Here is a 24,513-nt window from a genome sequence, read left to right as displayed (position 1 = left end):
CGAACAACTGACAACGAACAACTTATTTCCGTAGGGAATCAGTTACTGATTCCGCACCACAATTTCGACGCGGCGGTTTTGCTGCCGGCCGGCCGCCGTGGCGTTCGACGCTACCGGGGCCGATTCGCCCATGGGCTCCAGGCTCACACGGGTTGCCTCAATTTTGCCGTTCTGTACCAGCCAGTTTTTCACGGCCTCGGCCCGCTGGGCGCTCAGCTCTTTGTTGTAGCTTTTATCGCCGCGCGCATCGGCAAAGCCCATAACGCGAACGTCCTTGTTGGCGAAGCGTTTGCCGATGGAAGCGGTGATTTGCTCCAGCGTGGATTTAGCCGTGGGCTTCAGCTCACTCTTGTCGGTATCGAAAAACACGGCCTCGTCAACGGAGTACACGCTGTACCGGTCGTTGCCGCGCACGGTCACGTCTTTGGTCGTAATTTCCTCGTAGCGGGCGTCGGGCAGGTCGGCGTCGAGGTCCCAGTTGTCGGCTGCGCTGGCGGCCGCATCAGCGGCGGTTTTGCCGTCGCGGTATACCACGGCGGTGTCCTGGGTTGCTTCCTGGGGCTCGTCTTTAGCTTGCGGCTTATTCAGGCCGTCACAGCTGGCTAAGGCCAGGGAAAGAGCGAGCAAGCAGTATAGGGGCTTTTTCATAAGTGGTATGGTTGCGTGGGGAAGGAGGTTGGAAACCTGTACGGGGTATTATATGAATAGTTAAGTATTATGGCATAGCAGGTGTAAAGAAGGACAAAACCGGGCTTTATCGAAGTTCAAACGTTACCGGCACCACAAAAAACACGCTCACGGGCTGGCCGGCCAGTTGGGCGGGCCTTTGCACGGGCAGCGCCCGAATGGCGCGCAGCGCCTCGGTATCGAACAGCGGCCCGGCCGATTGCAGCACTACGGGTTGCTCTACCTGGCCCCGGCTGTTCACCACGAAATACGCCAGCACGGTTTCTTGCGCACGGGCGCCGACAGCCAGCGCCGGGTACTGCACCGACTTTTCCAGGTAACGCACCAATTCCACGTCAGTGGTCAGGTTGTCGATAACCGGCCCTTGGTCGGCGTAAGGCAAAGGGGTGTCAGCGGTCGGGAGCTGGCTCGAAAACTGTACCGGCAAAATGTAGGTGCTGGCCCGCGGGCTGCCATCTACCGTGGCCGGCGTCCAGGCGGGCATGGCCGCAATGCATTTCTCGGCGGCCGCGCACAGCGCCTTGGTGGCAGCCCGAAGCGCGGCATTGGGCTTTCCTTCGCCGTTAAGGGGCGGTATGGCGTGCGGCTTGGCCACCCGGCCTTCGGGCGTAATGTAAAACCGTACGAACACCATTCCCTGAGGCTGGCCGGGACCTGCCGGCTGATTCAGGTACTGCCGCAAGCCCACCGGGCCATCGGGAAACCGACACACCGTTTCCTGATGCGGGTGCAAAAGCAATTGGTTGAGGCTATACTTATCGGGGTCCTCCAGTTGAAAGGACACGGGCACGGTGTACGCTACAGCTACCACATTGCCGTTGTGGCGGCCCGGCAATTCCCAGGCGGGCATACTGCTTACCACCCGCACGGCCTCCGCATCCAACGACGGGTGCACGCCCTTCAAAATCCGCGCTGCAGATACTTTGCCCGTCTGCCCTACCACAAACGATACGTAAACCTTGCCCTTGATCTGTTCGCGTTGGGCTTCAACGGGATAAATCATGTGCTGGGCAAGGTAGCTCATGAGCGAATCCTGCGCGTTTCCGGCTCGAAAGCGCGGCATAGCTTCAACCACCGGGTAAACCACCTCACCGGAAGTGGAAACTATAGGCGAAGCCGGTGTTTGAGCCACGGCGGCTAGGGGAGTAGTTAGCGCCGCAGCCAGTAGCACGCGTATTAATGGTATCATATGAACATACACAATGAACAGCAACCGGCTATGTGTTAACCCATTGAGCTGCCGTGAAGATGAATGAAGGGAGACGACGTTGCGGTTAGCCTAACCCGAGGAGTGCTTTGGGGCGCAGTATTCACGGTGCGCGAACGTACAGCTCAGCGGCCAGTTCCGGGCGGCGTAGTGGCACTGGAATTTACCCGGTACCGGGGGCTGGAATGCGTGAAGTTGGCCCGAACAGCGGTAGAAGTAGATGTTTTGCAATAAGAGGCGGGCGAATGGTGAAAACTACTGAATAGCAAACGTGACGGGTACCGTAAAGCCTGTGCGAACTGGCATTCCGGCTTCGCGTGCCGGGTGCATGGGCGGCATCAGCCCTATCACACGTAGCGCTTCGGCGTCCAGCGCTGCTGTAACCGACTGAATAACCAGCGGATTTTCGATGCGGCCCTCCTCGCTCACTTCGAAGAACAGCACCACTTTGCCTTGCTGTTGCAAGCGGAGTGCCTGCGACGGGTAGCGAATGTTGCGGCCCAAAAACGACATAAATTTCTGCGGCCCGCCAGGAATGATGGGCGGTTCGTTGGGAAACAGCCGCAACCCTGGAAAGAGGCTAACCGTGCCCGTACTGGCGTCGAAAACCAAGGGAATGAGGTTGCTGCCCGCCATGGGCTTGCCCTTGAGCTCGGCGGGAAGCCAAGCAGGTCCCTGCTTAATAAGCTGTTGGGCGGCCGCTTGCAGCGCCGGGTGCAGCTTGGTGCGTTGCCCGTCGGCAATACCGGCTCCGGCCCAAGGCTCCAGCTTGGTAAGGTTGCCGGTGGCATCTACCTCTAGATGCACAAACACTACCCCCGATACCCCGGCCTGCTGAAGCTCCGTCGGGTATTGAAAAGCCGATTTCAAGTGTGCCGACAGCGCCTCTTGTCCGCCTTTGGGATATGGAGGCCGGCTTTCGTTATCGGGCCGAGGAGTTTTAAGCGCGGGGCTGGGGGCCAAGGACGCTGCGGAAGCCGGCAAGCGAAACGTAATGGGCAAGGCGTAAGCTACCCGTACCGGCTGGCCCACCTGCCGGCCCGGTTCCCAAGCCGGCATGTTTTGAATAACGCGCAGCGCTTCGGCATCCAGCACGGGGTTGGTGCCTTTGGTAACCTTCACGTCTTCCAGCGCCCCGCTTTTACTTACCACAAAGCCCACGAATACTTTGCCCTCCGTGCGTGCCGCCAAAGCTTCGGGCGGGTAGCGCAGGTGGCGGCCCAGGTAGGCAAAAATCGAGTCGGTGCCGCCGCGGTGAAAGGTGGGCATCTGCTCTACGTAGTGGTAAGTTTTGGTAGAGTCGGGGCCCGAGGGGGCTTGGGCGGCGGCGGAAGCAGCGGAACAAACCGCGGCACCTAGCAATAAAAAACGGCGAGGCATAAATAAAAAATAGGTCGAAACCCGAAGGTAACGACCTATTGCACTTTGTACGCTGCGGTATTACTTAATCAGGCCGGCTTTTAGCATGTACTCGGCAATTTGCACGGCATTAGTGGCGGCGCCCTTGCGCAGGTTGTCGGCTACCACCCACATGTTCAGGGTGTTGGGTTGGGTTTCGTCGCGGCGTAGGCGGCCTACCAGCACGGCGTCGCGGCCGTGGGCGTCGCGGGGCATGGGGTAGCGGTTGTTAGCGGGGTCATCTACTACTTCCACGCCTTCGGTTTCGCTTAACAGACGGCGCACATCGGTCAGGTCGAAGTCGCGGGCAAATTCCACGTTCACGGCCTCGGAGTGGCCGCCCATGGTGGGCACGCGCACGGCCGTGGCCGTTACCCGAATGCCGTCGTCGCCCATGATTTTCTTGGTTTCCTTCACCAGCTTCATTTCCTCCTTGGTGTAGCCGTTCTCCTCGAACACGTCGATGTGCGGCAGCACGTTCAGGTCGATGGGGTGAGGGTAGGCAGGCGAGGTTACGGCGGTGCCGGCGCGTTCCTGCATCAGCTGGTCCACGGCTTTTTTGCCGGTGCCAGTTACGCTTTGATAGGTGCTAACCACAATGCGCTGTACCTGGTAGGCCTCGTGCAGCTTGCTTAGGGCCACCACCATTTGAATGGTGGAGCAGTTGGGGTTGGCAATGATTTTATCCTCGGGCGTGAGCACGTAAGCGTTTACCTCGGGCACCACCAGCTTTTTGGTGGGGTCCATACGCCAGGCCGAGGAGTTATCGATTACCACGGTGCCTACTTCGGCGAAGCGCGGCGCCAATTCCTTGCTCACCGAGCCGCCGGCCGAGAAGATGGCCACGGCCGGACGAGCCGCAATGGCATCGGCCATGCTCACCACTTGGTAAGGCTTGCCCTTGAAGGTAATGGTTTGGCCTACTGATTTTTCGGAAGCCACGGGCAGTAATTCCCTGACGGGGAAGTTGCGCTCTTCGAGCACTTTCAGCATTTCGGTGCCCACCAAACCGGTAGCTCCTACAACCGCTATTTTCATGAGAGAAGTCAATTAAAGTCGCCGGTAACACCAAGCGCAATGCAAAAATCGGTAAAAGCGTGCGTATTGTTCCTAACTTTAGCCTGCGCTGCTGTGCGCTGGCTTCCAAGTGGTTTGGAAACAGTTCGGTAGGCGTCTGTTACCGCTTCATTCCGCTTACCCTTCCTGTATGCTGCAACGGCTACTTCTTGGGTTGTGCCTGCTGCTTCCGGCCTTGCCGGCTGCTGCTCAGCTCAACGAATCTTTCACCGACGGCGACTTCACCCAAAACCCGGCCTGGACCGGCGACGCGGCCTCTTTTCAGGTAGTTGCCCAGCAGCTGCAGAGCAACGGCCCGGCCGTAACCGGTTCCCAAATTCAGCTGGTAACGCCCAGCCAGGCCGTAACCGGCACCACCTGGGAGTTTTGGGCTAACCTGCGCCTGGCCACGTCGTCTGCCAACCTCGCCGACGTGTGGCTGATGTCGGAACAAGCCGACCTGAAAGCCAGTACCAACCGCGGCTATTTTGTGCGCCTGGGCGGCACTGCCGACGAAGTCAGCTTGTTCCGCAAAGACGCCAGCAGCAGCACCGTTATCATTAACGGCGCCGACGGTACGCTGGGTTCTTCAACCAACAACCTGGTGCGCGTACGTGTAACCCGCAGCCCGGCTAACGTCTGGACGCTGGAGCGCGACCTAACCGGCGGCCGCACGTTTACCACCGAAGGCACCGCAACCGACGCTACGCTTACCCGCAGCCAGCATTTTGGCGTGGCCCTGGTGTATTCGTCGGCCAACAACCGCGCGTTTCTCTTCGACGATATCCTGATCAGCGACACCACCCCGCCGCAGCTTGTGCAGGCCAGCACCACCTCCACCACCCAGCTTGAGGTTCTATTCAACGAGCCGGTGGCCGCCACGGTAGCTGCCGGTAACTTCCGCTTGGCCAGCGGCGCCGTACCCGCCGCCGCTACCCGCGACGCTGCCGACCCGGCCCTGGTGCGCCTCACATTTGGCAGCGCTTTTCCCGGCGGCACCAGCACGCTGGAAGTCCGCAACGTAGCCGACCTCTACGGTAACGTGGCCGCCGGTCCGCTCACGGCCACATTCAGCGCAACGGCGCCGCAGTCCCAACCCGGCCCCAGCCAGCTGCTCATCACCGAAATCTACGCCGACGAAACCCCGGGCGCAGGGGGGGCGGCAGCCACTTACGCCTCCGAGTACATCGAAATATTTAACCCTACGGCGGCGCCGCTCGATTTAGCGGGCGTGCGGCTGCTGAAAACTGGTACTGCCACCGCGGCCGTTTTCCCGGCGGGGGCCACGCTGCTGCCGGGTGAGTACGCCGTGGTATGCGGCAGCACGCGGATTGCGCAGTTCACCGGGTTCGGTAAAGTATTTGGCCTCACGAACTTCCCCAGCTTAAGCAACGGTGGTGATGAGCTACTGCTGCGTGGCCGCGACGGGCGCCAGCTGTTTGCCGTGGCATACTCCGATGCCTGGTACCGCGACAATGTGAAGAAAGAAGGCGGATGGTCCCTGGAAATGGTGGACACCGGCCGGCCCTGCGTGGTGGGCGCCGATAACTGGGCCGCCAGCACCGACGCTACCGGCGGGACGCCCGCCCGTCAGAACTCCGTGCGTGCCAACAGCCCCGACCAAACCGCCCCCACGCTAACCAGTGCCACGGCGCTAAGTGCCACGGTGGTGCGCCTGACGTTCGGCGAAAAGCTCGATAGCGCGCAAGCCGCCAACGTGGCGCTGTACACGCTGCAACCCGCCACGGCCGTGCAAAGCGTAACCGTACAGGGTACTGATTTCCGCAGCGTGGACCTTACGCTGGCGGCGCCCTTACCTGTTAACCAGCCGCTCACGGTAAACGTGCAGCGCGCCACCGACTGCCTGGGCAACGCCAGCGGCCCCATTGCCTCCGCCTCGTTTGTGTACTTCGGGGCGGCCGTGCTGCCCAATCCGCAGCAGGTGCTCATCACCGAAATAATGGCCGATGAGGACCCGGCGGTGCGTTTGCCCAACTTCGAGTTCATCGAAATTTATAACCCCACTGCCACGCTGCTGGACTTGGGCGGCATGCGTTTGCTGAAGCCCAGCCTGACTTCGGCGGCTGTTTTCCCGAACGGAACCGTACTGCGGCCCGGCGAATACGCAGTGGTGTGCGGCACCTCGGCCGCGGCTGCTTTCACGCAGTATTTTGCACAGAATAACCTTTCCGTAGCAGTTTACGGCCTGAGTAGTTTCCCTAGCCTGAGCAACGGCGGCGACCAACTGGTGCTGCGTGGCCGATCCGGCCGTACGCTTTTTGAGGTTACGTACTCCGATACCTGGTACCGCGACAATGCCAAGCGAAACGGCGGTTGGTCACTGGAAATGGTGGATACCTCCAACCCCTGCGGCGGCATGGAAAACTGGACCGCCAGCACCAACGCCAACGGCGGCACCCCCGGCCAAGCTAACGCTGCCCGCGCTGTAAACACCGACCGCACGGCCCCCACGTTGCTGCGCGCCGTGGCAGTTAACGCCACCACCGTACGTCTGTATTTCAATGAGAAATTAGACAGCGCCGCTGTGTCGAGCTTGGCACTGTACACGCTGCAGCCGGTTACGGGCATCCTGCGCGCGGCGGCGGTTTCTCCCGACTTCCGTTCGGTTAACCTGACGTTGGCCACGCCCTTACCGGCCAATCAGCCCATTACCGTGAGCATGCAGCGCGCTACCGACTGTGTGGGCAATGCCAGCGGTGCTTTCACCTCGGCCACATTTGCTCTGCCCGTACCCGCAGCGGCTGGCGACGTCGTCATCAACGAAGTACTGTTTAATCCTCGCTCCGGCGGTGTCGATTTTGTGGAGCTGCTCAACCGCTCTACCAAGTACGTGGATCTGCAAGGGGCCGATTTAGGCCGGGAGACGGGCACCGGAACCGATTTCAGCGCCATTAGCACCGAGCCGCTGGTGCTGGCGCCGGGCGGACTGCTGGTACTCACCACCAACCCGGCCATTGTGCAAAGCCAGTACCCCACGAGTAACGACCCAACGGCGTTCCTAACCATGTCTTCGCTGCCCAGCTACCCCGACGACGCGGGTACCGTGCTTTTGCGCAACGGGCAGCAAGTAGTGCTGGACCGGTTTACGTACGACCAGGACATGCACCTCGCTTTGCTGGATACCCGCGACGGGGTTTCGCTGGAGCGTATTCGGCCCGAAGGACCCAGCGTAGCCAGCAACTTTCACTCCGCTGCCGGCAGCGTGGGTTATGCCACGCCGGGCCGCCGCAACTCGCAGTTTCTGGCCGAAGCTGTGGGCAACCAGCAGTTTCAGGTAGACCCCGAGATTTTCACGCCCGACGAAGACGGCGACCGGGACTTCACCACGCTTACCTACCGCCTCGATCAGTCGGGCTATGCGGCCAGCGTAAGCGTGTATGATACGCAGGGCCGCATGGTGCGCCGCTTGGTGCGCAACGAAACGCTGGCTACCACCGGTTTCTTTCAGTGGGACGGCCTTACCGATCAGGGCCGCAAGGCCGGGCTTGGGCATTACCTGTTGCACATTGAGCTGTTCCGGCCAAACGGCGGGCAGAAGCGGGAATACAAGAAAACCGTGGTGCTCGGGGCGCGACTTTAAAGAGAGGCGCAAGAGCGTTCAGCTCGACACCAAACGGCGCGAAAGGCGCGGAACCGGGCGGGGCCGGCAAGCTTAGCTTGCCGGCCCCGCGTCGTTGAACGGAATCGTTGCTGAAGGCTGGTCGGCTTGGTCGCGCTGTCGTACTAAAGGGTGCTTTACGTGATGCACGTTAAACTTATGGCCGCTTACCGTATCCAAGTCAGCAGTTTCTACTTCACGGTACTAGCCCTATGGCAACGCAACAACAGCTACAGCATTTGTATTGGCGGGCCGGGTTTGGGCCTCGCCCCCAAGATGCTGCCTCGGGCTTGCCGGTGCGAAAAGCCCTGAAGCAACTGCTGCAGGACTCAAAAACGGTTGAGCCGTTGGGCGGGCCGCACATGCAATACGCCGAGCAACTAGCCATGGCACCGGCTCCTGCTGCAGATATGCGGCAAGACCCGCAGGCTCCTGCCATGAAGCGCGGCGCACTTACGGCCGAGCAACGCAAGCAGCAAAACCGCCAGATTCGCGAGGCGTTTTACGCCATGAACACCGGTTGGCTGGAACGCATGGCTACGTCGCCGGCGCAGTTCCGCGAAAAGCTCACGTTTTTCTGGCACGGCCATTTTGCCGCCCGGGTGCGTCGGCCCGATGCCGCGCTGCAGCTCAACAACACCGTGCGCCGGCTGGCCCTGGGCAAGTTCTCCGATTTATTGCTGGCCGTATCGAAGGAGCCGGCCATGCTGCAGTTCCTCAACAACCAGCAAAACCGCAAGCAACGGCCCAACGAAAACTTCGCCCGCGAGGTGATGGAGCTGTTCACCATCGGCCGGGGGCAGTACACCGAGCAGGACGTGAAAGAAGCCGCCCGCGCCTTCACCGGTTGGGGCTACGATGCACAAAGCCAGTTCGTGTTTCGGGCGCGGCAGCACGACGACGGCCCCAAAACCTTCATGGGCCGCACCGGCAACTTCGGCGGCGAGGACATTTTGCGCATCCTGCTGGAGCGCCGCGAAACTGCCGCGTTCATCACTACCAAGCTTTACCGGTTTTTTGTGAACGACGTGCCCAATGCGCAGCACATTCAGCCCCTGGCCGACGCCTTTTACCGCAGCGGCTACGACATTGAGGACTTGATGGAGCGCATGCTGTCGGCCGATTGGTTTTACGACGCTGCCAACGTGGGTACGCGCATAAAGTCGCCGGTGGAGCTGCTGGTGGGGCTGCGCCGGCAAGCCGGTTTGCAGCCTGCCGACGGTCGGCTGCTCGTATTCTGGCAAAAGGCCCTCGGCCAAACCTTGTTTCAGCCGCCCAACGTTGCGGGTTGGCCCGGTGGCCGCAACTGGATTGACTCTTCGTCGCTGCTGCTGCGCCTGCAACTGCCGCAAGTGCTCCTGAAACAAGCCGAGGTAAACGTGGCCCTCAAGGAAGACGAAAACGACATTGCGCCTTCCTTGCCCAAAGCCGAGCGCGTGTTGCGTACCCAAAACGCCGCCCCCGTGAGCATTGCCACCGTGGCCCGCCTGCTCGATAAAGTCCCAGCAGAACAGCATCCGTCCCGGTTGGGAGCGTTTTTACTGCAAGCGCCGCTGCGCCCCGAAAACCTGAAACGGGTGCAGCAGCTAACGGCTGCCGCACCCGTGGAGCAGCGGCTGCGTATCGGGCTGGGTGCGCTGTTGTCGTTGCCCGAGTACCAGCTGTGCTGATTGTTGGCTGTTAGCTCTTGGCTGACAGTATTTCGCCAACGCAACGTTTTTTTTCAGTGGTATCCACTGTCATCAACTAATAGCCAACAGCCATCAGCTAACAGCCAATAGCCATCAGCCATCAGCCAATAGCCAAAAACCATGTCTACCCGCCGCGACTTCCTGAAATCCTCCGTACTAGCCAGCTCGTTGTTGTTCGTGCCCCGCTTCCTGCACGCGCTCGACCGCGGCGGCGTGCCCGGCCTGCGCGATGGCAGCGGCCGGCGCCTTGTGGTGGTGCAGCTGGGCGGCGGTAACGATGGCCTGAACACCATTGTGCCCTACCGCAACGACTTGTACTACCAAGCCCGGCCCACGCTGGCCCTGCGCGAGCAAGTGGGTTTGCACAAGCTCGAAAAGGACCTTGGCCTACACCCGGCTATGACGCGCCTTAAAGCCCTCTACGATGAGGGCCACGTGGCCGTGCTGAACAGTGTAGGTTACCCCAATCCCGACCGTTCACACTTCCGCTCGATGGACATCTGGCACACGGCTTCAGCATCCGATGAGTACCTGAGCTCCGGTTGGCTCGGCCGCTACCTCGATGCCAGCTGCACGGGCTGCACCACCGGCCACACCGGCATTGAGGTCGACGATACCCTGAGCTTGGCCATGAAGGGCAACAGCCGCAAAGGCCTGGCGCTGAAAAATCCGCAGAAGCTCCGCCAGGCCACCCAAAACCGATTACTGGCCCAGGTAAGCCGCGAGTCGGCCAATACCGGCATTGGCGAGCTGGACTACCTCTACAAAACCCTGGCGGAAACGGCTTCGTCGGCCGAGTTCCTGTACGAGAAGGCCAAAGTCTACCGCTCGGCCGTTACTTACCCCGATACCGAGTTTGCCCGCAGCCTGAAAACCACCGCCGAACTCATTAACTCCGGCCTCGATACGCGGGTGTACTACACTTCACTCACCGGGTTCGATACCCACGTGCGGCAGCAGGAGCAGCAAGGCAAATTGCTGGGCGACTTGTCGGACGGGCTAGGGGCGTTTGTGCAGGATTTGCAGCGCGGCGGGCAATTCGATAGCACGCTGGTGCTAGTTTTCTCCGAGTTCGGACGGCGTGTATCCCAGAACGCCAGCAACGGCACCGACCACGGCACGGCCAACAACGTGCTGCTCATTGGCGGCAAATTGCGCCGTCCAGGCGTGGTAAACAATGCCCCCGATCTGGCTAACCTCGACGAGGGCGACCTACGCTATCAAGTTGATTTCCGGAGCGTTTACGCCGCCGTGCTAGGCGACTGGCTACAGGCCGATGCGGGCACGATTCTGGGCACTGGGCCCGCGCCCATTAGTGGACTGGTATAACTCGGGTTATTACCTCGGCTATATCTTATTGACATTCAGGGTCGTATTAAAGCATGAATAGTTTATTCATCTTAAACTTAACCGCCCCATGCGAATCCTGTCCCCGCCGGCCCACGGTGTGCTCGACTACATAACGGCCATCTTCTTCGGTATGGCTCCTTTCCTCTTCGACTTGCAACACCCATACTCCACGGCGTTTTACGTGCTGGGTGTTGGTTACCTGCTCATTGCGCTCATGACGGATTACCCGCTGGGCTGGATGCGCGTTATTCCGTTCCCCATTCACGGTGCTACGGAGCTGGTTAGCGGCCTGGTGTTCATTGTGCTGCCGTTCCTGTTTGGCTTCTCCGACGAACAACCCGTGGCCCGCAACCTGTTTATTGGATCGGGCATCGTGTTCCTGTTCGTGTGGCTTATTACCGACTGGAAAGCCCAAACCCACACCATGCTCACCGATGCCCATGAACGTCGGCATTAATCCGGCGCAGCGTTAATAGTTGTTCCGAAAGCGCAGGCCCGGCCGGTTACTACCGACCGGGCCTGCGCTTTTTGCTGTAGACCGAATTCGACTAGAGGCCGCTACCGACGGTAGGTAAAACCAATGAAGAACTCACGGTCGGTTTGGGCGTTCAGCGGAATGCCGGCACCCATATCAAACTGCACGTTTTCGCTTAGGGTAAACTCCGGTCCAAGGTTTAACAGGTGCCGCCACCGGCCGGTATGGGCGTTCCAGTGGCTCATCACCTCGGCATACGAGCCCAAAAACTTGGTAAAATCGTGGTTAATGGTGGCGGCGGGCTGTAGCGCGAAATAGTGGCTGTTCGTCTCCCGGTCGTTTTCAATGTCGCCTTGCACCTGCATCGAAAGGCCGGTGCCTTCGCCTATTTTATACTCTACGGGAATGCTCAAACCGCCCTCTAAACCGCCGCGGCCTACAGCCGCTCCGGTGGGCAGAGTTACGTAGCCGCTGACAGCCAAGGCCCAATTCCCGCTGTCGTCGCCGAAGAGGTTGCGTTTCACGCGTACGCTTACGTCGCCAAAGCCGGTATGCCGCTCCGGGCCAGCCGCATCGTCGGGCCACTCTTTCTCCACCGAATACGACTCCACTTTCACCTGCACATCCATGCGTTCGGTCACGCCCATCTTCAGCACGGCGTGGTTCAGGAGCAGCTCCCGGTGACGCGGGCCACCGTCTTCGCGCCCCTTGCGCAGCCGCATCAGGTTCGTTTCCAGCTGGAAATGGCCGGGATTAATGGTGTAAGCGCTTTGGGTAATGCCGGGCCGGTCGGGGTGGAGCTTGCGCAGTTGGTCGCGCGGCGTGGGTTTAAATAAGGTGTAACGGGCCGAATCGACCGGCACAGACGAGTTCGATTGGGCCATTGCGGCCGTTCCCGTCAGGAAAGCGACCAAAAAAGTGGAAGCGCGAAGCATGGGAAAGAGGGAAGGTGCCTTGCATACGCAGAACGCTTTCCATTCGATGTTACAGCGCTAGAGTAGCCGTTCCGCTGAAACCTACAGCGAGTAGCGTAGCCCCAGAAACGCCCGGCGGCCCTGCACCGGCGCATAGTTGTAGCTGGTATCGAAGCTGTAGCCGTTGGGGTTGTCCTGCGCCACCTGCCGGTCGAAGGGGTCGAAGGGGCGGAGCAGCACGTGGCGCGGCATGAAGTTCAGTAGGTTTTTCAGGCCGCCATAGAGTTCCAGCTTGCCACTCATGCGCTTGGTAACCTGCACGTTTTGCAGCGTGTACCACGGCGAACGGGCCGGACGGAAGTCGTTGGGCTGCACAGGTAGCCGCATGGGGCCGTTCACCAACCCGGTGTAGTCCACCGTCAGTCCAAGGCGCTCCAGCGTGTAAGTAGCCGCGTACGTGCCCGATACCGCCGGCGTGTGCAGCTGCTCCTGGTAGCGTAAAGGTCCGCCCTCGGGGCCGCGTTCCTGGCGGTACACGTCCAGCACGGTTACGCCCGCAATCAGCTTCAGCGGCGCTGCCAGGGTCCAGTCGGCGTTCAGCGTAATGCCGCGGGATACGGCATATCCGTCGAGGTTGCGGTAAATGATCTGGTCGGGGTTGGTGTCGTAGTCGGGCGTAATCTTGTTGGTGAAGTAGGTGTAGAACACGCTGCCATCGAGAATGAGCGAACCGGCGCCGGTGGTAAAATGCCGCTGGTAGTTCACGTTCGCGTTCCACGACCGCTCGGGCTGCAGGTCGCCTTCCACCACCACACGCCGGGCCCCGGTGAGGGCGGCGTGGTCTTCGGTAAACAAATTCACCACCCGAAAGCCGTTGCCCACGCCCACACGCAGTACCTGGGAGCCATCGGGACGGCCCCACTTGTAGTTCAGGCGCGGCGACAAAATGCTGCCGTGCCGGGAGTTGTAATCGTAGCGCAGGCCGGATAGCAGCGTGGCATCGGGCGTGAGCCGGAACTCGCTTTGCACAAACACGCCCGGCAAATGCACGCGGTCGGGTAAGTTGGTGGGGTTCAGGGTATCGGCGGTGGCCGTGGCAGGCGTGTTGTCGTCGTACCAGGTGTAACGGTAGGCCGCGCCCATCAGCAAATTGTGCCGGATGCTCAGGTCGCGCGTCCACGTAAGCTGCCCGAAGCCCACGCGCTGGGTGGCCCGGTACGGCGTGTTGCCATAGGCGGCATTCTGGTTGTGCTCGTTAAACGAGCCGCTGAGCAGCATTTTCTCACTTGCGAGTGGTAGCTGGTACTGGCCCAGGGCCTCGTAGCGGCTGGTGTAAATGCTCTCCCCGTAAATACTGTCGCCGCCCCGAAACTCGGGCCGCCAGCCCAGCTGCCCGCCAAAACGGTCCTCGTAATAGTAGCGCCCCGCAAAGCTGGCCACGCGGTTATCGGGCCGCGCCAGCTGCCACTTGTTGAACACCGACACGCGGTGCTGCGTGGGCAAATCGGTGAATCCGTCCTGGTTCACGTCGCGCCGCTGGCCGTAGCCGAATAAGTTGGCAGTGAGCAGCGACGTGGCTTTGCCGGCCTTCAGCGTGGTGCCCAGGTCAAGGTTGGCTTCGCCGTGCGAGGTGCCAAACCCGTCAACCGAAAGTTGCGGTGCTTTTGAGGGGTCTTTGGTTATGACGTTGATGAGTCCGCCTACCGCCTCCGAGCCGTACAGCGTGGAAGCGGGACCTTTCACCACCTCAATGCGCTCCACCATGCTGTTGGGAATACCGCTCAGCCCGTACACCGTGCTCAGCGACGACACAATGGGCATGCCGTCGATGAGAACCATCGTGTAGGGCCCTTCCAGCCCATTAATGTGGATGTCGCCGCTGCTGCACACGTTGCAGTTCAGCTGCGGCCGCACGCCGTTCACCATCATCAGGTTCTCGAACAAGCTGGACGCGGGGTTTTTCTGAAAGAACTTGGGCGTGTAAATCTCCACCGGCACCGGCGACTCGCTCTTGACTACCTCACTCAGCGTGCCGCTGATAACCACGTCGCCCAGGGCATTAGCCGCCGATGCCAGCAGCAGATTCACCGAGGTGGTTTCGCCGGCCCGCACCGTCAGGTCGCGTTCGGCTGGCTTACAGCCTACCGCGCTGGCTACCACTCGTTGCGCGCCGGCCGGTACTTTCTCCAGCGCAAAACTGCCAGCCTCGTCGGCCGTGGTGCCCAGCGTGGTGCCTTTTATTCCGATGCTGGCAAACGGTACCGGCTTGCCGTCGGACCGCACCACACCCCGCACCGTGCCCGTTTGCGCCTGTACCGTGAACGAGCAGCACCACAGCAAGCAGCAGAGTAATAAAAGTCGCATCAACGTAAAGTGAAGGTGAGTTGAAATATTTTTTTAGACGAGTCTAAAACCTGGGGCGGGCAAAAAAAGGCGGGAAGCCGCAAAGCCTCCCGCCGTTCGGCTTACCCAAAAAACGTTTCGAACAGCAAGTACAGGTTCAGGGCAATGATGATACCCGACACCACCCAAGCGGTGTACTTAACCCAGGGGGCATTCACAAACTGGCCCATTTTGCGTTTGTCGCTGGTAAAAAGTACCAGCGGCACCACCGCGAAACTGAGCTGCAGCGACAGAATTACCTGGCTGAGAACCAGCAGCTCGCCGGTGCCCTTTTCGCCGTAGATAAGCGTTACAATGAAGGCCGGCACCACCGCAATCAGGCGGGTGATGAGGCGCCGCAGCCAGGGCTTCATCTTCAGGTGCAGAAAGCCTTCCATCACAATCTGCCCGGCCAGCGTGCCCGTGAGCGTGGAGTTCTGGCCCGAAGCCAGCAAGGCCACCGCGAATACCACCCCGGCCGCGCCAGCGCCGAGCACCGGCGCGAGCAGCTTGTGCGCGTCGTGAATGTCGGCTACTGTGTACATGCCATTGCGGTTAAAGGCCGCCGCAGCCAGCACCAGAATGGCGGCATTCACGAAGAAAGCCAGGAACAGCGCCACCGTGGAATCGATGGTGGAGAACTTGATGGCCATGCGTTTGCCGGCCGGATTCTGTTCAAAGGCCCGCGTTTGCACAATGCTGGAGTGCAGGTACAGGTTGTGGGGCATTACGGTGGCGCCCAGAATGCCAATGGCCACGTACAGCATGGCCGGGTTGGTCACGATTTCCGTTTTCGGGAGCAGGCCCCCGGCCATAGCTGCCCAGTCGGGCTGTGAAAGGATGATTTCGTACAGGAAGCAGCCGAAAATGACCACGATAAGGCCGGCCACAATGCTTTCGATGATGCGGAAGCCCTTGCTCTGAAAGTAGAGCACCACCAGCACATCGAGAATGGTAAGCACCACACCCACCGTAAGCGGAATGCCGAACAGCAGGTTCAGGGCAATGGCCGAGCCGATGACTTCGGCCAGGTCGCAGGCGGCAATAGCTATTTCGCACAGCACCCACAGGGCCATGGCTACCGGCTTGCTGTAATGGTCGCGGCAGGCCTGGGCCAGGTCGCGGCCGGTTACAATGCCCAGCTTGGCAGCCAAGTGCTGCAGCAGCATGGCAAACAGGTTCGAAATCAGAATAACCGACAGCAGCGTGTAGCCGTAACGGGACCCGCCGGCAATATCGGTGGCCCAGTTGCCGGGGTCCATATAGCCCACGGCCACCATAAGGCCGGGGCCCCAGAAAGCCATGAGCTTACGCCAAAACGAAGCGTTTTGCGCGGGCACGCGTATGCTGGCGTACACATCGGCCAAGGAAGGAGCGCGGCGCGGTTGCCGCCAGCCCGGCTCGTCTGGCGAAACGATGGGCTCTGGGGTAGGACGTTGCAAAGGTTGGGTAGGCAGTGGAATCATGTACTAGCGCTAACTGTCACAAAGAAACAACTTTTAGACGAGTCTAAATTTTTTTTTAAACCTCCTTAAATACCGATTACGTCCCGAAAAGGTTTGCGCGTGCGAAATTTGTTTGCCGCGTAGCCCGTTTGCGCCTCACTCGTCTCTTCTGTTTATGCTGCGTACGCTCAAGCGCAACCGCTACGGTCTGCTCTCTTTGGTGGTAAGTATCGGCTTGGTTTTCGTCAAGTTTTATGCCTGGAGTTTAACTCACTCGCAGGCCGTGCTGACGGATGCGCTGGAATCCATCATCAACGTGTTTACCAGCGGCTTCGCTCTTTACAGCCTTTACTTATCGGGGCTACCCAAAGACCGGAACCACCCCTACGGCCACGGTAAAATCGAATACCTGTCGGTGGGGTTTGAAGGTGCGCTGATTTTGGGCGCGGGCGTGTACATTTTTTACAGCGCGGTGCAGGCCCTGCTGGCCCCGCACGCAGTACAACGCCCCGATTGGGGCATTTGGCTGCTGGCTTCCACGGCCGTTATCAACTTGCTGGTGGGGTTTGTGCTGGTGCGCGAAGGTCGCCAACTCCATTCCCCAGCCCTGGTGGGCGACGGACAGCACTTGTACCTGGACGCGGTAAGCACCCTGGTTTCGTGCGCGGCCCTGGTGCTGGTAGCCCTTACCGGCAACGTGCTCTTCGATACCGGGGCCGCGCTCATACTAGGTCTTTTCATTGTGGTGAACGGCTTTCGCATGGTGCGCCGCTCCGTGTCGGGCCTCATGGATGAGTCCGACGTGGATACCGTAAAGCAGGTAATTGGCGAGTTGCAGCAGCACCGCCAGCCGCCGTGGATAGATGTACACAACCTACGCATCGTGCGCTACGGGGCCGACCTGCACATCGATTGTCACATTACCATGCCTTACTATTTCAGCCTCGACGAATCGCACACGGAGGTTACGCGCATTGAGGAACTGGTGCGCAGCCGCTTTGAGGTAGAAGTGGAAATGTTCGTGCACGCCGACCCCTGCACGTTTGCGGCCTGCCCCTCGTGTACCATGCCCGAGTGCCCCGTGCGCCACCACGCCTTCACCCGGCTTATTCCCTGGACGCTGGAAAACGTGGTGAAAAACGAGCGGCACCAGTTAGAAGTGTAGCGCAACAAAAAGGGCGCCTACTTCGGTAGGCGCCCTTTTTGTTGCTTAGGCATCGACTTTAATCAGCGAATGATTTCAACCCAACCTTTTAGCCTTTGCCCATTTTGGGCCGTTACCATAAAGTAATATATCCCGTCGGGCTGATCTTTTGCATCCCAATCGTTCTGGTAGTTTTTGTATTCTCGAACCAAACGGCCCCAGCGGTTGAAAATTTGCACCTGGTTGTTGTCTGGTAAGGATTGCAGAACCAATGTTTCGTTTTTGCCGTCCCCATTAGGCGTAATAACGTTTGGAATAACCAATGGCGGAACCTGCACCGTTTTGAGGGCCACGGCAGAAGGACAAGACGTACCAGCAACGTTGTTGAACACGAACAGACGAATTTCGTATTGTCCTCCCTGATCGAGGGTAAGCTCGGGGTTGCCAATACGCTGACGCGAAAACACAATTTCATCCTCCATAACCTGTTCCCCGGCGTCGTTGGTAATACGCTTGTAGGTCCAGCGTACGCTGTCGTTGGGCGCTAAACTGGGGGTTGTATTGGTAAAGGTGAAAATGCGCGGGGGAATATTGTCCCGGTTGGCGTAAAACGCACGCTCGGCCACAGTAAAGGAAGCCGTCAAGCGCGGCAAAATACGCACCAAAATCGAGGCTGTGTCGCGACACAGAGCCGGCTGGAAAGCTCGAGTGGGAGTGATGGTGAGGTAATAGCGCGTGGTACGGGTGGGGCGAACCGTAATGTTTTGCAAATTGGCATCGCCCGGGTTCAGTCCTTCAGCCGGGGTGATGCCAGTACGCGAGCCGCTCCAAGTGAAAGCATACACTTGGCGGTTCCGAATGACCGAATCGGGGCGTTGCACCAAGGCGTTGATGGTTACAGGCTGGCCTTCGCACACTACGGCTTGGTTTTGCTGGTTAGTCGAAGCCAATGCTCTGGCGAATTCGCCTTCTACTACCCGAATAACAACCGGCCGTACTTGCGTTCCTTTGAATGGACACCCATCGTCGGTAATGCGGAAGAGCAGCGTGCGTGTGGTGCCCACAAAATTTGGCTGCGGTTGAAACAAGAGGGTGGCCTGTGGTTGTGCAGAGCCATTGGCCGATACACCCAAGTATTCGCCAATATCACCACCTTCAAGTACATTGCTGGGGTTGTTGAAAGGCTCAACGGTTAGCAGGTTACTCGTGTTCGGGTCGGTGAACCGGAGTCGTACGCGGGCGTAATTGCAGGCCTGTACCGTAATGTATGTTGAGTCACGGGTGGTGCGCACCACGGCGTTGGTCTGCTGGGTGCTAACCACAACTTGGGGCGGGTCTGGCGGGCTGTTGGTACCGCAATCAATAATCACCACCAGCATATCGCGGCGGATCGAACCGACCTTGTAGCGTCGGTTGCTGCCGGGGAAGCGGCGGTATTCGGTAACCTTGCCCACGACTACGTATTTGTTTTGTGCCTGGGCAGCAGTGGTGTTTCCCGGAACAAAAGAGGCTGCGGTGAAGGAGAAAAGGCCGTCGGCCGGCGAAAACCGGAACCGCGGGGTGAGTGTGCGGTTGGGGCACGTACCGGTTGTATCAAACGATACGGCAATCGGGAAAGTGGGGCTAAACGAAGCCGGCGTCGTTCCCGAGCAGGTGTAAGTGCAGCCCGCAACGGTGCGCGTGGTGCACCGCAGGTTTGTGGGGTACGACAGGAAGGAATTTGGTGTATTACAGCCGTCAAGTGGAGGGGCCAGCTCATAAACCAGCGAGTCGTTATCAACCGGGTCGTTGGCCGAAAAAGTCACCGTGGCATTTTTCTGTGCACATTCAAAGCGAATACCTGCTTGGTTGGCCGCAAATCTTGGCGACGTGTTTTCTATCGTTTGAACGGTACCTCCTGCGGGCGTAATGCGGTTGTTCAATGTCGCTTCGAAGCGAAAGCCCGCGCTAACCCCACCAGCTAGGGTGCGGGTTTCCGGGCGGCAGCAGCTTTCAACGCTCAGCACCCATTCGTCGGCCGGAGGAAGGTTGATCCGGCCTATGTAGGTATACTCTTTGAAATTCGTGAAGGGAACAGTTCCGGAGTTGTCCGGACATATCACCTGTGCCTGAATGCCCGGGCAGTAAGGCGTGCCCAGAAGAGGTACACCCGTTTGGATCAGGGTAGCCGTTGTTGCGGTAGACGCACAACCACCCGATCTGGCGGCTAATGTGAACGACGTTTCTGCGCCGATACCGGAACAGTCACGGTACGTTACGAGGGTCACTTCATAGGTGGTACCGCTTACCCAACGGTAGGTGAGCTGACCTCCTTGAACGTGGGAGGCACGGGCTTGTAAGGCAAGAATTGCCATGAACAAGCACGAGAAGAAGAGCCGGTAAGCAATGCGTAAAGCTGTTTGCATTGGAGGGTGGTAAATGGGTGGTAAATGGGTGAGCCGCAAGTAACGGCGGCGTAATTTAGAAAACATTTCTACTCAACCATAAGCATTTTTTTATGAATAAAGTTGGGCTTGCTCTTCAGACTCGAAATGAGGAATATGCAAAATTGACACTGTGATGTAGGGTAATTACAAGAGATAATACTAGATTTAGCCGGCGACAAATGCCTGCCACTTATAAGTTTAAGAACCTTGGCTTCTGTCGCTTTCTCATTCCAACCACCCCACACCCATTTCTTATGCAAATACCTTTACCCGAACAGTCACCCGCTGTTCATCAACCGCCTCAAGGGTTGAAGCGTCTGGTTACGTGGCTCACAACGGCTTGTGTGCTGTTGTTGCCGTTACTGGCCGGTGCCCAAACCTCTACCATTGGCTCAACGACCTTGCCCGTTGTAGCACCGGCCAGGAGTAGCTATTCATACGGGCCTATTTACCGGTCAACAGCTACCAGCACGTTCGATCATTCGCGTTACGCTCACCTGTACACGCCGGCTGAACTGAGTATTCCTGCTGGTGCCGTTATTACGCAGTTGGCATGGCTGAAATCAGATGCCGGTGAGTTGACCGGTAACAACACGTTTAACGTGTTGCTGGGCAACAGCAGCCTCACCACGTTAGGTACTTCACAGGCTTGGAGCACATTAACGGCTGGTGCAACGCAGGTGTACACCTCTACCACCCAACAGGTAACCGGAGCCGCTGGCACCTACTTCAGTGTCACCCTTGCGCAACCCTTCGTGTACACCGGCGGCAACTTGCTGGTACTTACCGACCACGAAAAGCAGGGCACCGCTACCGGAGTAATTAATTTTGTGGTAAATCCTGCCACTGGGTTTGCGGTAGGAGATGCCGATTCAGCACCGGTAACTACGCTAACAGCTGCTTCGTACGGCAACAACCGCCCTACCTTGCGCGTTACTTACACTCCGTCGTCGCCGTGCACGACACCGCCTAACGGCGGTACTACGGTTGCCTCTGCTTCCAGCCTGTGCGCCCCCGGAAGTGTTTCTTTATCGTTGCAAGGAGCTTCCTTTGGCACTGGCTTAACATATCAGTGGCAGCAATCCACGAACGGAACCAGCTACACCAACATTGCTGGGGCTACGGGCCCCACGTACACAACACCTGTACTAACAACGGCCACTTTTTTCCGGGCTGTATTAACGTGCAGCGGAGCTTCGGCAAACTCAACACCGGCTCAAATTACGTTTGCGGCGCCTACCTACGCTACGCTACCCTTTTTCCAAGGATTTGAAAACGACTGGATTGACGTTTGCGGAATCAAAGACGCTCCCAGCAACAGCTGGCGTACCACGCCCACAACGGGTAACAATTCGTGGCGCCGCAACGACGACGGTATTTCCGCTGGCTGGGTAAACCCAACTTCGGGGGCTTACACGCCCACGGGGAGTGAAGGCAATAGCTCTGCTCGATTCCACTCATTCCAAGCCTCGTCGGGCAGCATAGGGTTTCTAGACCTGTACGTTAACCTGAGCCAAGCCGGCGACAAGATCCTCTCGTTCGACTACCGCAACAACACCGGATCCGATTCGTTAGCGATACATGTCTCCAACGATGGCGGATTAACCTTTGGTCCGGCCTTGACGCGCATTAATCTGGCTAATGCTTGGAGTAAGCAGTATGTAACCATCAGCTCGACTTCGGCAACGGCTGTGGTGCGGTTCCGGGCCCGGGCTGATTTTGGCGCATCCGATATTGGCTTAGATGCTGTAGACATTCGGTCGGCTAACGCTTGTTTTGCTCCCAATGGCCTAACGGTAGGTGCAGTCACCTCTACTACCGCCGCCATTAGCTGGGGCGGCATAGGGGCGGGTAGCTCTTACACGGTGTTTTACGGGCCGGTTGGCTTTACGCCAGGCGGAACGGGTAGCCAGACCATCACGGGTATTGCAGGCACCAGCACCACCATTACCGGTTTGCAGGCCGGTACGCAGTACGACGTCTACGTGGCCCGTATCTGCACGGATGGTTCATCCTTGAGAACTGGACCAACAAGCCTTGCCACCCGCCCGGCCAACGACGAGTGCGCCACGGCTGCTACGCTTACCGTTGGCGCAACGCCGCAGGCTTGTAACTCGGTTAATGGAACCGTGTTAAGCGCCACCAATTCCAACGTCGGTACGTCAGGTTGTTCCGGCACCGCCGACGATGACGTCTGGTACGAATTCACGGCGACGGCAACGGCTATGGATATTCGTTTGACTGAAGGCACTGGTTTTGATGGCGTGCTGCAGGCGTTCAGCGGTTCAAATTGCGGTTTCCTCACGGCCAGCTTAGGCTGCCGCGACGTTACCACCGCGGGTGTGGAAATATTGTCCCTGACTAGCCTGACTGTGGGTACGTCCTACAAGGTCCGGGTATTCTCTTTCAGCGCAACGGCTCCCACGCCGGCCAATAGCAGCTTTAGCATCTGCGTGACCCCAGCGCCGCAGCCTCCGGTAAACGACAATTGCGCCAATGCTACCGTTCTAACCCCCGGCCAGACTTGCACACCTACTACGGGAACGGTGTTTAAAGCCACGGATTCGCTGGTTGGTACTTTGCAGTGTAGCGGTACTGCCGCCGCCGACGATGACGTGTGGTACAAATTCACGGCGACGGCAACGGCTCATGACATTCGCTTGACTGAAGGCGCCGGTTTCGACGGTGTAGTACAGTTATTCAACGGTACCTGCACCAGCATTATTGGTAGCATTGCATGTGAAGACCAAAGCGCCGGCGGCAGCGTCGAAGTTCTATCGGCCACTAACCTAACCGTCGGTCAGGAATACTTGGTACGAGTTTTCTCTTTTACCGCTACGGTTCCCACCGACGTCAACAGTAGCTTTTCCATTTGCGTTACGGCTCCCACACCGGTGCCGGCCAACGACGATTGCGCCAATGCCACGGCCCTAACACCTAGTGCTACGTGCACACCCGTCAACGGTAGCGTGTTCCGGGCTACGACGTCGCAAGGCGCTCCAGCCGCCTGCAGCGGCACCGCCGACGACGACGTGTGGTACTCGTTCCTGGCCGCCGGTACCTCGCACGACATCGTCGTTGACGAAGCCACCAGCTTTGATGGCGTTGTGCAGGTGTTTTCGGGTGCCTGTAGCTCCCTCTCCGTCCTGCAGTGCATTGATGCTTCCGCAAGCGGAGGAGAAGAAAGACTCCGGGTTAACGGCCTTACAATCGGGCAGCGCTACTACATCCGGATATTCTCGTTTGGGTCAACCGCGCCTGCCGCATTCAACAGCAACTTTACCATCTGCATTACTCCGTCGCCAACCCCACCAGTTAACGACGATTGCGCTAATGCCATTACGCTGCCGGTGAGCTTCGGCACGAACTGCACAAGCCCCGTGGTGGGAACCAATCTGGGAGCTAGCGGCTCTAGCGGCGTGGCATCCCCAACCTGTGGTACCTATGCCGGGGGCGATGTATGGTACAAAGTGACGGTGCCACCTTCGGGAGGGCTGCGACTGGAAACGGCTGGTGGCGGCTCTACGCCGCTTACCGATACCGACTTATCGGTGTACTCGGGCACGTGCGGCAACCTCACTCAAATTGTGTGCGACGCCGCCAGCGGTACGGGTAGTCATGGGTTGCTCAACATTAGCGGCCGCACGCCGGGCGAAGTGCTCTACGTACGGGTGTGGGAAAGTGGCAACAATGCCGAAGGGGGCTTCACCGTATGCGCTTCTTCGCCAACTACTTGTGCGGAGCCTGGTGGCTTGGCAGCAACCAACATCACCAGTAGTTCGGCCACGCTCACGTATGCCGGTTCGGGTATCTCCTACACAGTTGAGTACGGCCCGGTGGGTTTCGCGCCCGGAACCGGAACCGTGCGTACGCAGGCTGGCCAGTCGGTAGCTATTACGGGTCTGGCAGCGGATACGGAGTACTGCTTCTACGTAACGCAGACTTGCACTAGCGGCGCCAACCCCAGCCCTACGGTAGGGCCGGTGTGCTTCCGCACCAGTATACTCTCAGCTACCAACGACGAGCCTTGCGCTGCCATACAGTTGTTGCCCAATGTAACGGTACAAGCCACCAATTTCGGCGCCACTACTACCATTCCGAATGGCTACAGCAACCCCGCGCAATCGGGTTGCAGCAACGCAGCCAATCCCCGTGACGTGTGGTTCCGGGCCAGGCCTGTGACCAGCGAAATGCGAATGGAAGTTACCGGTACGTCGGCTGGTACGTTGCGCGTGTTTAGTGGTGCCTCATGCTCGGGGGCCCTGACGGACGTTTCCTGCCGCGTGGCTCCCAACGTTAACTCCTCGCTTGGCCAATTCAGCGTGACTGGTCTGACGCCTGGTCAGGAGTACTACATCAGCGTTGCTGGTTTGACCTCCGGCGCCACCACCGGACCGTTCACTATTGTTTACGACCGTGTGCTTTCCACTCGCAATCCATTCGTGGGTGAGTTGAACGTATTCCCGAACCCGGTATCGGGCGGCGAAATGACGGTGCAGTTGCGCGGGGTGGGCAAAGCCGCGAAGGCGCAGTTGCAACTTATCAATGCCATTGGCCAAGTTGTTCATCAGGAAACCATCAGCATTAGCAACGGCTCAGCTGACGGCAAAGTGTCGATGACCCCATTGGCCCGCGGCTTGTATACGCTTCGCTTGCAGGTTGGCCAAACCACTACTACTCGCAAAGTGACGGTGGAATAGCATTCCGTCCTCAATAAAA

The 24,513-nt window shown here is 58.9% G+C and carries 14 protein-coding genes; 6 read left to right on the top strand and 8 right to left on the bottom strand.

The window, feature by feature from the left end:
- Nucleotides 1–42: 42 nt before the first annotated feature.
- The 4 genes from ABD903_RS06680 to ABD903_RS06665 form a co-directional block, all read right to left on the bottom strand.
- The gene (locus ABD903_RS06680) at nt 43–648 is read right to left on the bottom strand and encodes an OmpA family protein (RefSeq protein WP_345222484.1); all 606 of its coding nucleotides are present in this window, start codon (nt 646–648) and stop codon (nt 43–45) included.
- A gap of 106 nt (nt 649–754) precedes the next feature.
- Nucleotides 755–1,750: a TonB family protein gene (locus tag ABD903_RS06675; RefSeq protein WP_345222482.1), complete on the bottom strand. Its 996-nt coding sequence runs from the start codon at nt 1,748–1,750 to the stop codon at nt 755–757.
- A 399-nt stretch (nt 1,751–2,149) separates the two neighbouring features.
- Nucleotides 2,150–3,274 carry a TonB family protein gene (locus tag ABD903_RS06670; RefSeq protein WP_345222480.1) on the bottom strand — a complete coding sequence of 375 codons (1,125 nt, stop codon included), beginning with the start codon at nt 3,272–3,274 and terminating at the stop codon, nt 2,150–2,152.
- A gap of 60 nt (nt 3,275–3,334) precedes the next feature.
- Nucleotides 3,335–4,330, bottom strand: coding sequence for an aspartate-semialdehyde dehydrogenase (locus ABD903_RS06665; RefSeq protein ID WP_345222478.1), 996 nt, complete (start codon nt 4,328–4,330; stop codon nt 3,335–3,337).
- A 169-nt stretch (nt 4,331–4,499) separates the two neighbouring features.
- On the opposite strand from ABD903_RS06665, the gene ABD903_RS06660 reads away from it, so the two are divergent.
- The 4 genes from ABD903_RS06660 to ABD903_RS06645 all read left to right on the top strand — a co-directional run bounded on the left by ABD903_RS06660 (nt 4,500) and on the right by ABD903_RS06645 (nt 11,465).
- The gene (locus ABD903_RS06660) at nt 4,500–7,949 is read left to right on the top strand and encodes a lamin tail domain-containing protein (protein ID WP_345222476.1); all 3,450 of its coding nucleotides are present in this window, start codon (nt 4,500–4,502) and stop codon (nt 7,947–7,949) included.
- A 230-nt stretch (nt 7,950–8,179) separates the two neighbouring features.
- Entirely contained in the window at nt 8,180–9,637 is a 1,458-nt protein-coding gene (locus tag ABD903_RS06655) for a DUF1800 domain-containing protein (protein ID WP_345222475.1), read from the top strand.
- A 141-nt stretch (nt 9,638–9,778) separates the two neighbouring features.
- Nucleotides 9,779–10,987 (top strand): DUF1501 domain-containing protein, encoded by a 1,209-nt coding sequence (locus ABD903_RS06650; protein WP_345222474.1) that lies wholly within the window; start codon nt 9,779–9,781, stop codon nt 10,985–10,987.
- Nucleotides 10,988–11,075: 88 nt separating this feature from the next.
- The gene (locus ABD903_RS06645; RefSeq protein WP_345222472.1) at nt 11,076–11,465 is read left to right on the top strand and encodes an SPW repeat domain-containing protein; all 390 of its coding nucleotides are present in this window, start codon (nt 11,076–11,078) and stop codon (nt 11,463–11,465) included.
- A 101-nt stretch (nt 11,466–11,566) separates the two neighbouring features.
- Here ABD903_RS06645 and ABD903_RS06640 read toward each other — a convergent pair whose 3' ends face one another.
- The 3 genes from ABD903_RS06640 to ABD903_RS06630 all read right to left on the bottom strand — a co-directional run bounded on the left by ABD903_RS06640 (nt 11,567) and on the right by ABD903_RS06630 (nt 16,221).
- The gene (locus ABD903_RS06640) at nt 11,567–12,418 is read right to left on the bottom strand and encodes a transporter (RefSeq protein ID WP_345222471.1); all 852 of its coding nucleotides are present in this window, start codon (nt 12,416–12,418) and stop codon (nt 11,567–11,569) included.
- Between the two features lie 81 nt (nt 12,419–12,499).
- The gene (locus ABD903_RS06635) at nt 12,500–14,761 is read right to left on the bottom strand and encodes a TonB-dependent receptor (RefSeq protein ID WP_345222469.1); all 2,262 of its coding nucleotides are present in this window, start codon (nt 14,759–14,761) and stop codon (nt 12,500–12,502) included.
- 101 nt (nt 14,762–14,862) lie between these two features.
- On the bottom strand, nt 14,863–16,221 hold the full coding sequence (locus tag ABD903_RS06630; RefSeq protein ID WP_425555405.1) for an Nramp family divalent metal transporter: 1,359 nt from the start codon (nt 16,219–16,221) through the stop codon (nt 14,863–14,865).
- A gap of 178 nt (nt 16,222–16,399) precedes the next feature.
- On the opposite strand from ABD903_RS06630, the gene ABD903_RS06625 reads away from it, so the two are divergent.
- Nucleotides 16,400–17,389 (top strand): cation diffusion facilitator family transporter, encoded by a 990-nt coding sequence (locus tag ABD903_RS06625; protein WP_345222468.1) that lies wholly within the window; start codon nt 16,400–16,402, stop codon nt 17,387–17,389.
- 62 nt (nt 17,390–17,451) lie between these two features.
- Here ABD903_RS06625 and ABD903_RS06620 read toward each other — a convergent pair whose 3' ends face one another.
- Entirely contained in the window at nt 17,452–19,773 is a 2,322-nt protein-coding gene (locus tag ABD903_RS06620) for a T9SS type B sorting domain-containing protein (RefSeq protein WP_345222466.1), read from the bottom strand.
- A 275-nt stretch (nt 19,774–20,048) separates the two neighbouring features.
- Between ABD903_RS06620 and ABD903_RS06615 the strand changes: the two genes are divergently transcribed.
- Nucleotides 20,049–24,494 carry a fibronectin type III domain-containing protein gene (locus tag ABD903_RS06615; RefSeq protein WP_345222465.1) on the top strand — a complete coding sequence of 1,482 codons (4,446 nt, stop codon included), beginning with the start codon at nt 20,049–20,051 and terminating at the stop codon, nt 24,492–24,494.
- The last annotated feature ends 19 nt before the right edge of the window (nt 24,495–24,513 follow it).

The sequence above is a fragment of the Hymenobacter koreensis genome, from assembly GCF_039541855.1.
Taxonomy (GTDB): Bacteria; Bacteroidota; Bacteroidia; order Cytophagales; family Hymenobacteraceae; genus Solirubrum; species Solirubrum koreensis.
The sequence above is the reverse complement of the archived record's forward strand: the minus strand, read 5'-3'. Positions and strand labels throughout refer to the sequence as shown.

Bases quoted from the DNA above. Each gene is read 5' to 3' on its own strand.
- ABD903_RS06675 (WP_345222482.1), bottom strand. From the start codon at position 1,750: ATGCCGCGCTTTCGAGCCGGAAACGCGCAGGATTCGCTCATGAGCTAC.
- ABD903_RS06655 (WP_345222475.1), top strand. From the start codon at position 8,180: ATGGCAACGCAACAACAGCTACAGCATTTGTATTGGCGGGCCGGGTTT.
- ABD903_RS06670 (WP_345222480.1), bottom strand. From the start codon at position 3,274: ATGCCTCGCCGTTTTTTATTGCTAGGTGCCGCGGTTTGTTCCGCTGCT.
- ABD903_RS06665 (WP_345222478.1), bottom strand. From the start codon at position 4,330: ATGAAAATAGCGGTTGTAGGAGCTACCGGTTTGGTGGGCACCGAAATG.
- ABD903_RS06650 (WP_345222474.1), top strand. From the start codon at position 9,779: ATGTCTACCCGCCGCGACTTCCTGAAATCCTCCGTACTAGCCAGCTCG.
- ABD903_RS06635 (WP_345222469.1), bottom strand. From the start codon at position 14,761: ATGCGACTTTTATTACTCTGCTGCTTGCTGTGGTGCTGCTCGTTCACG.
- ABD903_RS06680 (WP_345222484.1), bottom strand. From the start codon at position 648: ATGAAAAAGCCCCTATACTGCTTGCTCGCTCTTTCCCTGGCCTTAGCC.
- ABD903_RS06625 (WP_345222468.1), top strand. From the start codon at position 16,400: ATGCTGCGTACGCTCAAGCGCAACCGCTACGGTCTGCTCTCTTTGGTG.
- ABD903_RS06615 (WP_345222465.1), top strand. From the start codon at position 20,049: ATGCAAATACCTTTACCCGAACAGTCACCCGCTGTTCATCAACCGCCT.
- ABD903_RS06645 (WP_345222472.1), top strand. From the start codon at position 11,076: ATGCGAATCCTGTCCCCGCCGGCCCACGGTGTGCTCGACTACATAACG.
- ABD903_RS06620 (WP_345222466.1), bottom strand. From the start codon at position 19,773: ATGCAAACAGCTTTACGCATTGCTTACCGGCTCTTCTTCTCGTGCTTG.
- ABD903_RS06640 (WP_345222471.1), bottom strand. From the start codon at position 12,418: ATGCTTCGCGCTTCCACTTTTTTGGTCGCTTTCCTGACGGGAACGGCC.
- ABD903_RS06660 (WP_345222476.1), top strand. From the start codon at position 4,500: ATGCTGCAACGGCTACTTCTTGGGTTGTGCCTGCTGCTTCCGGCCTTG.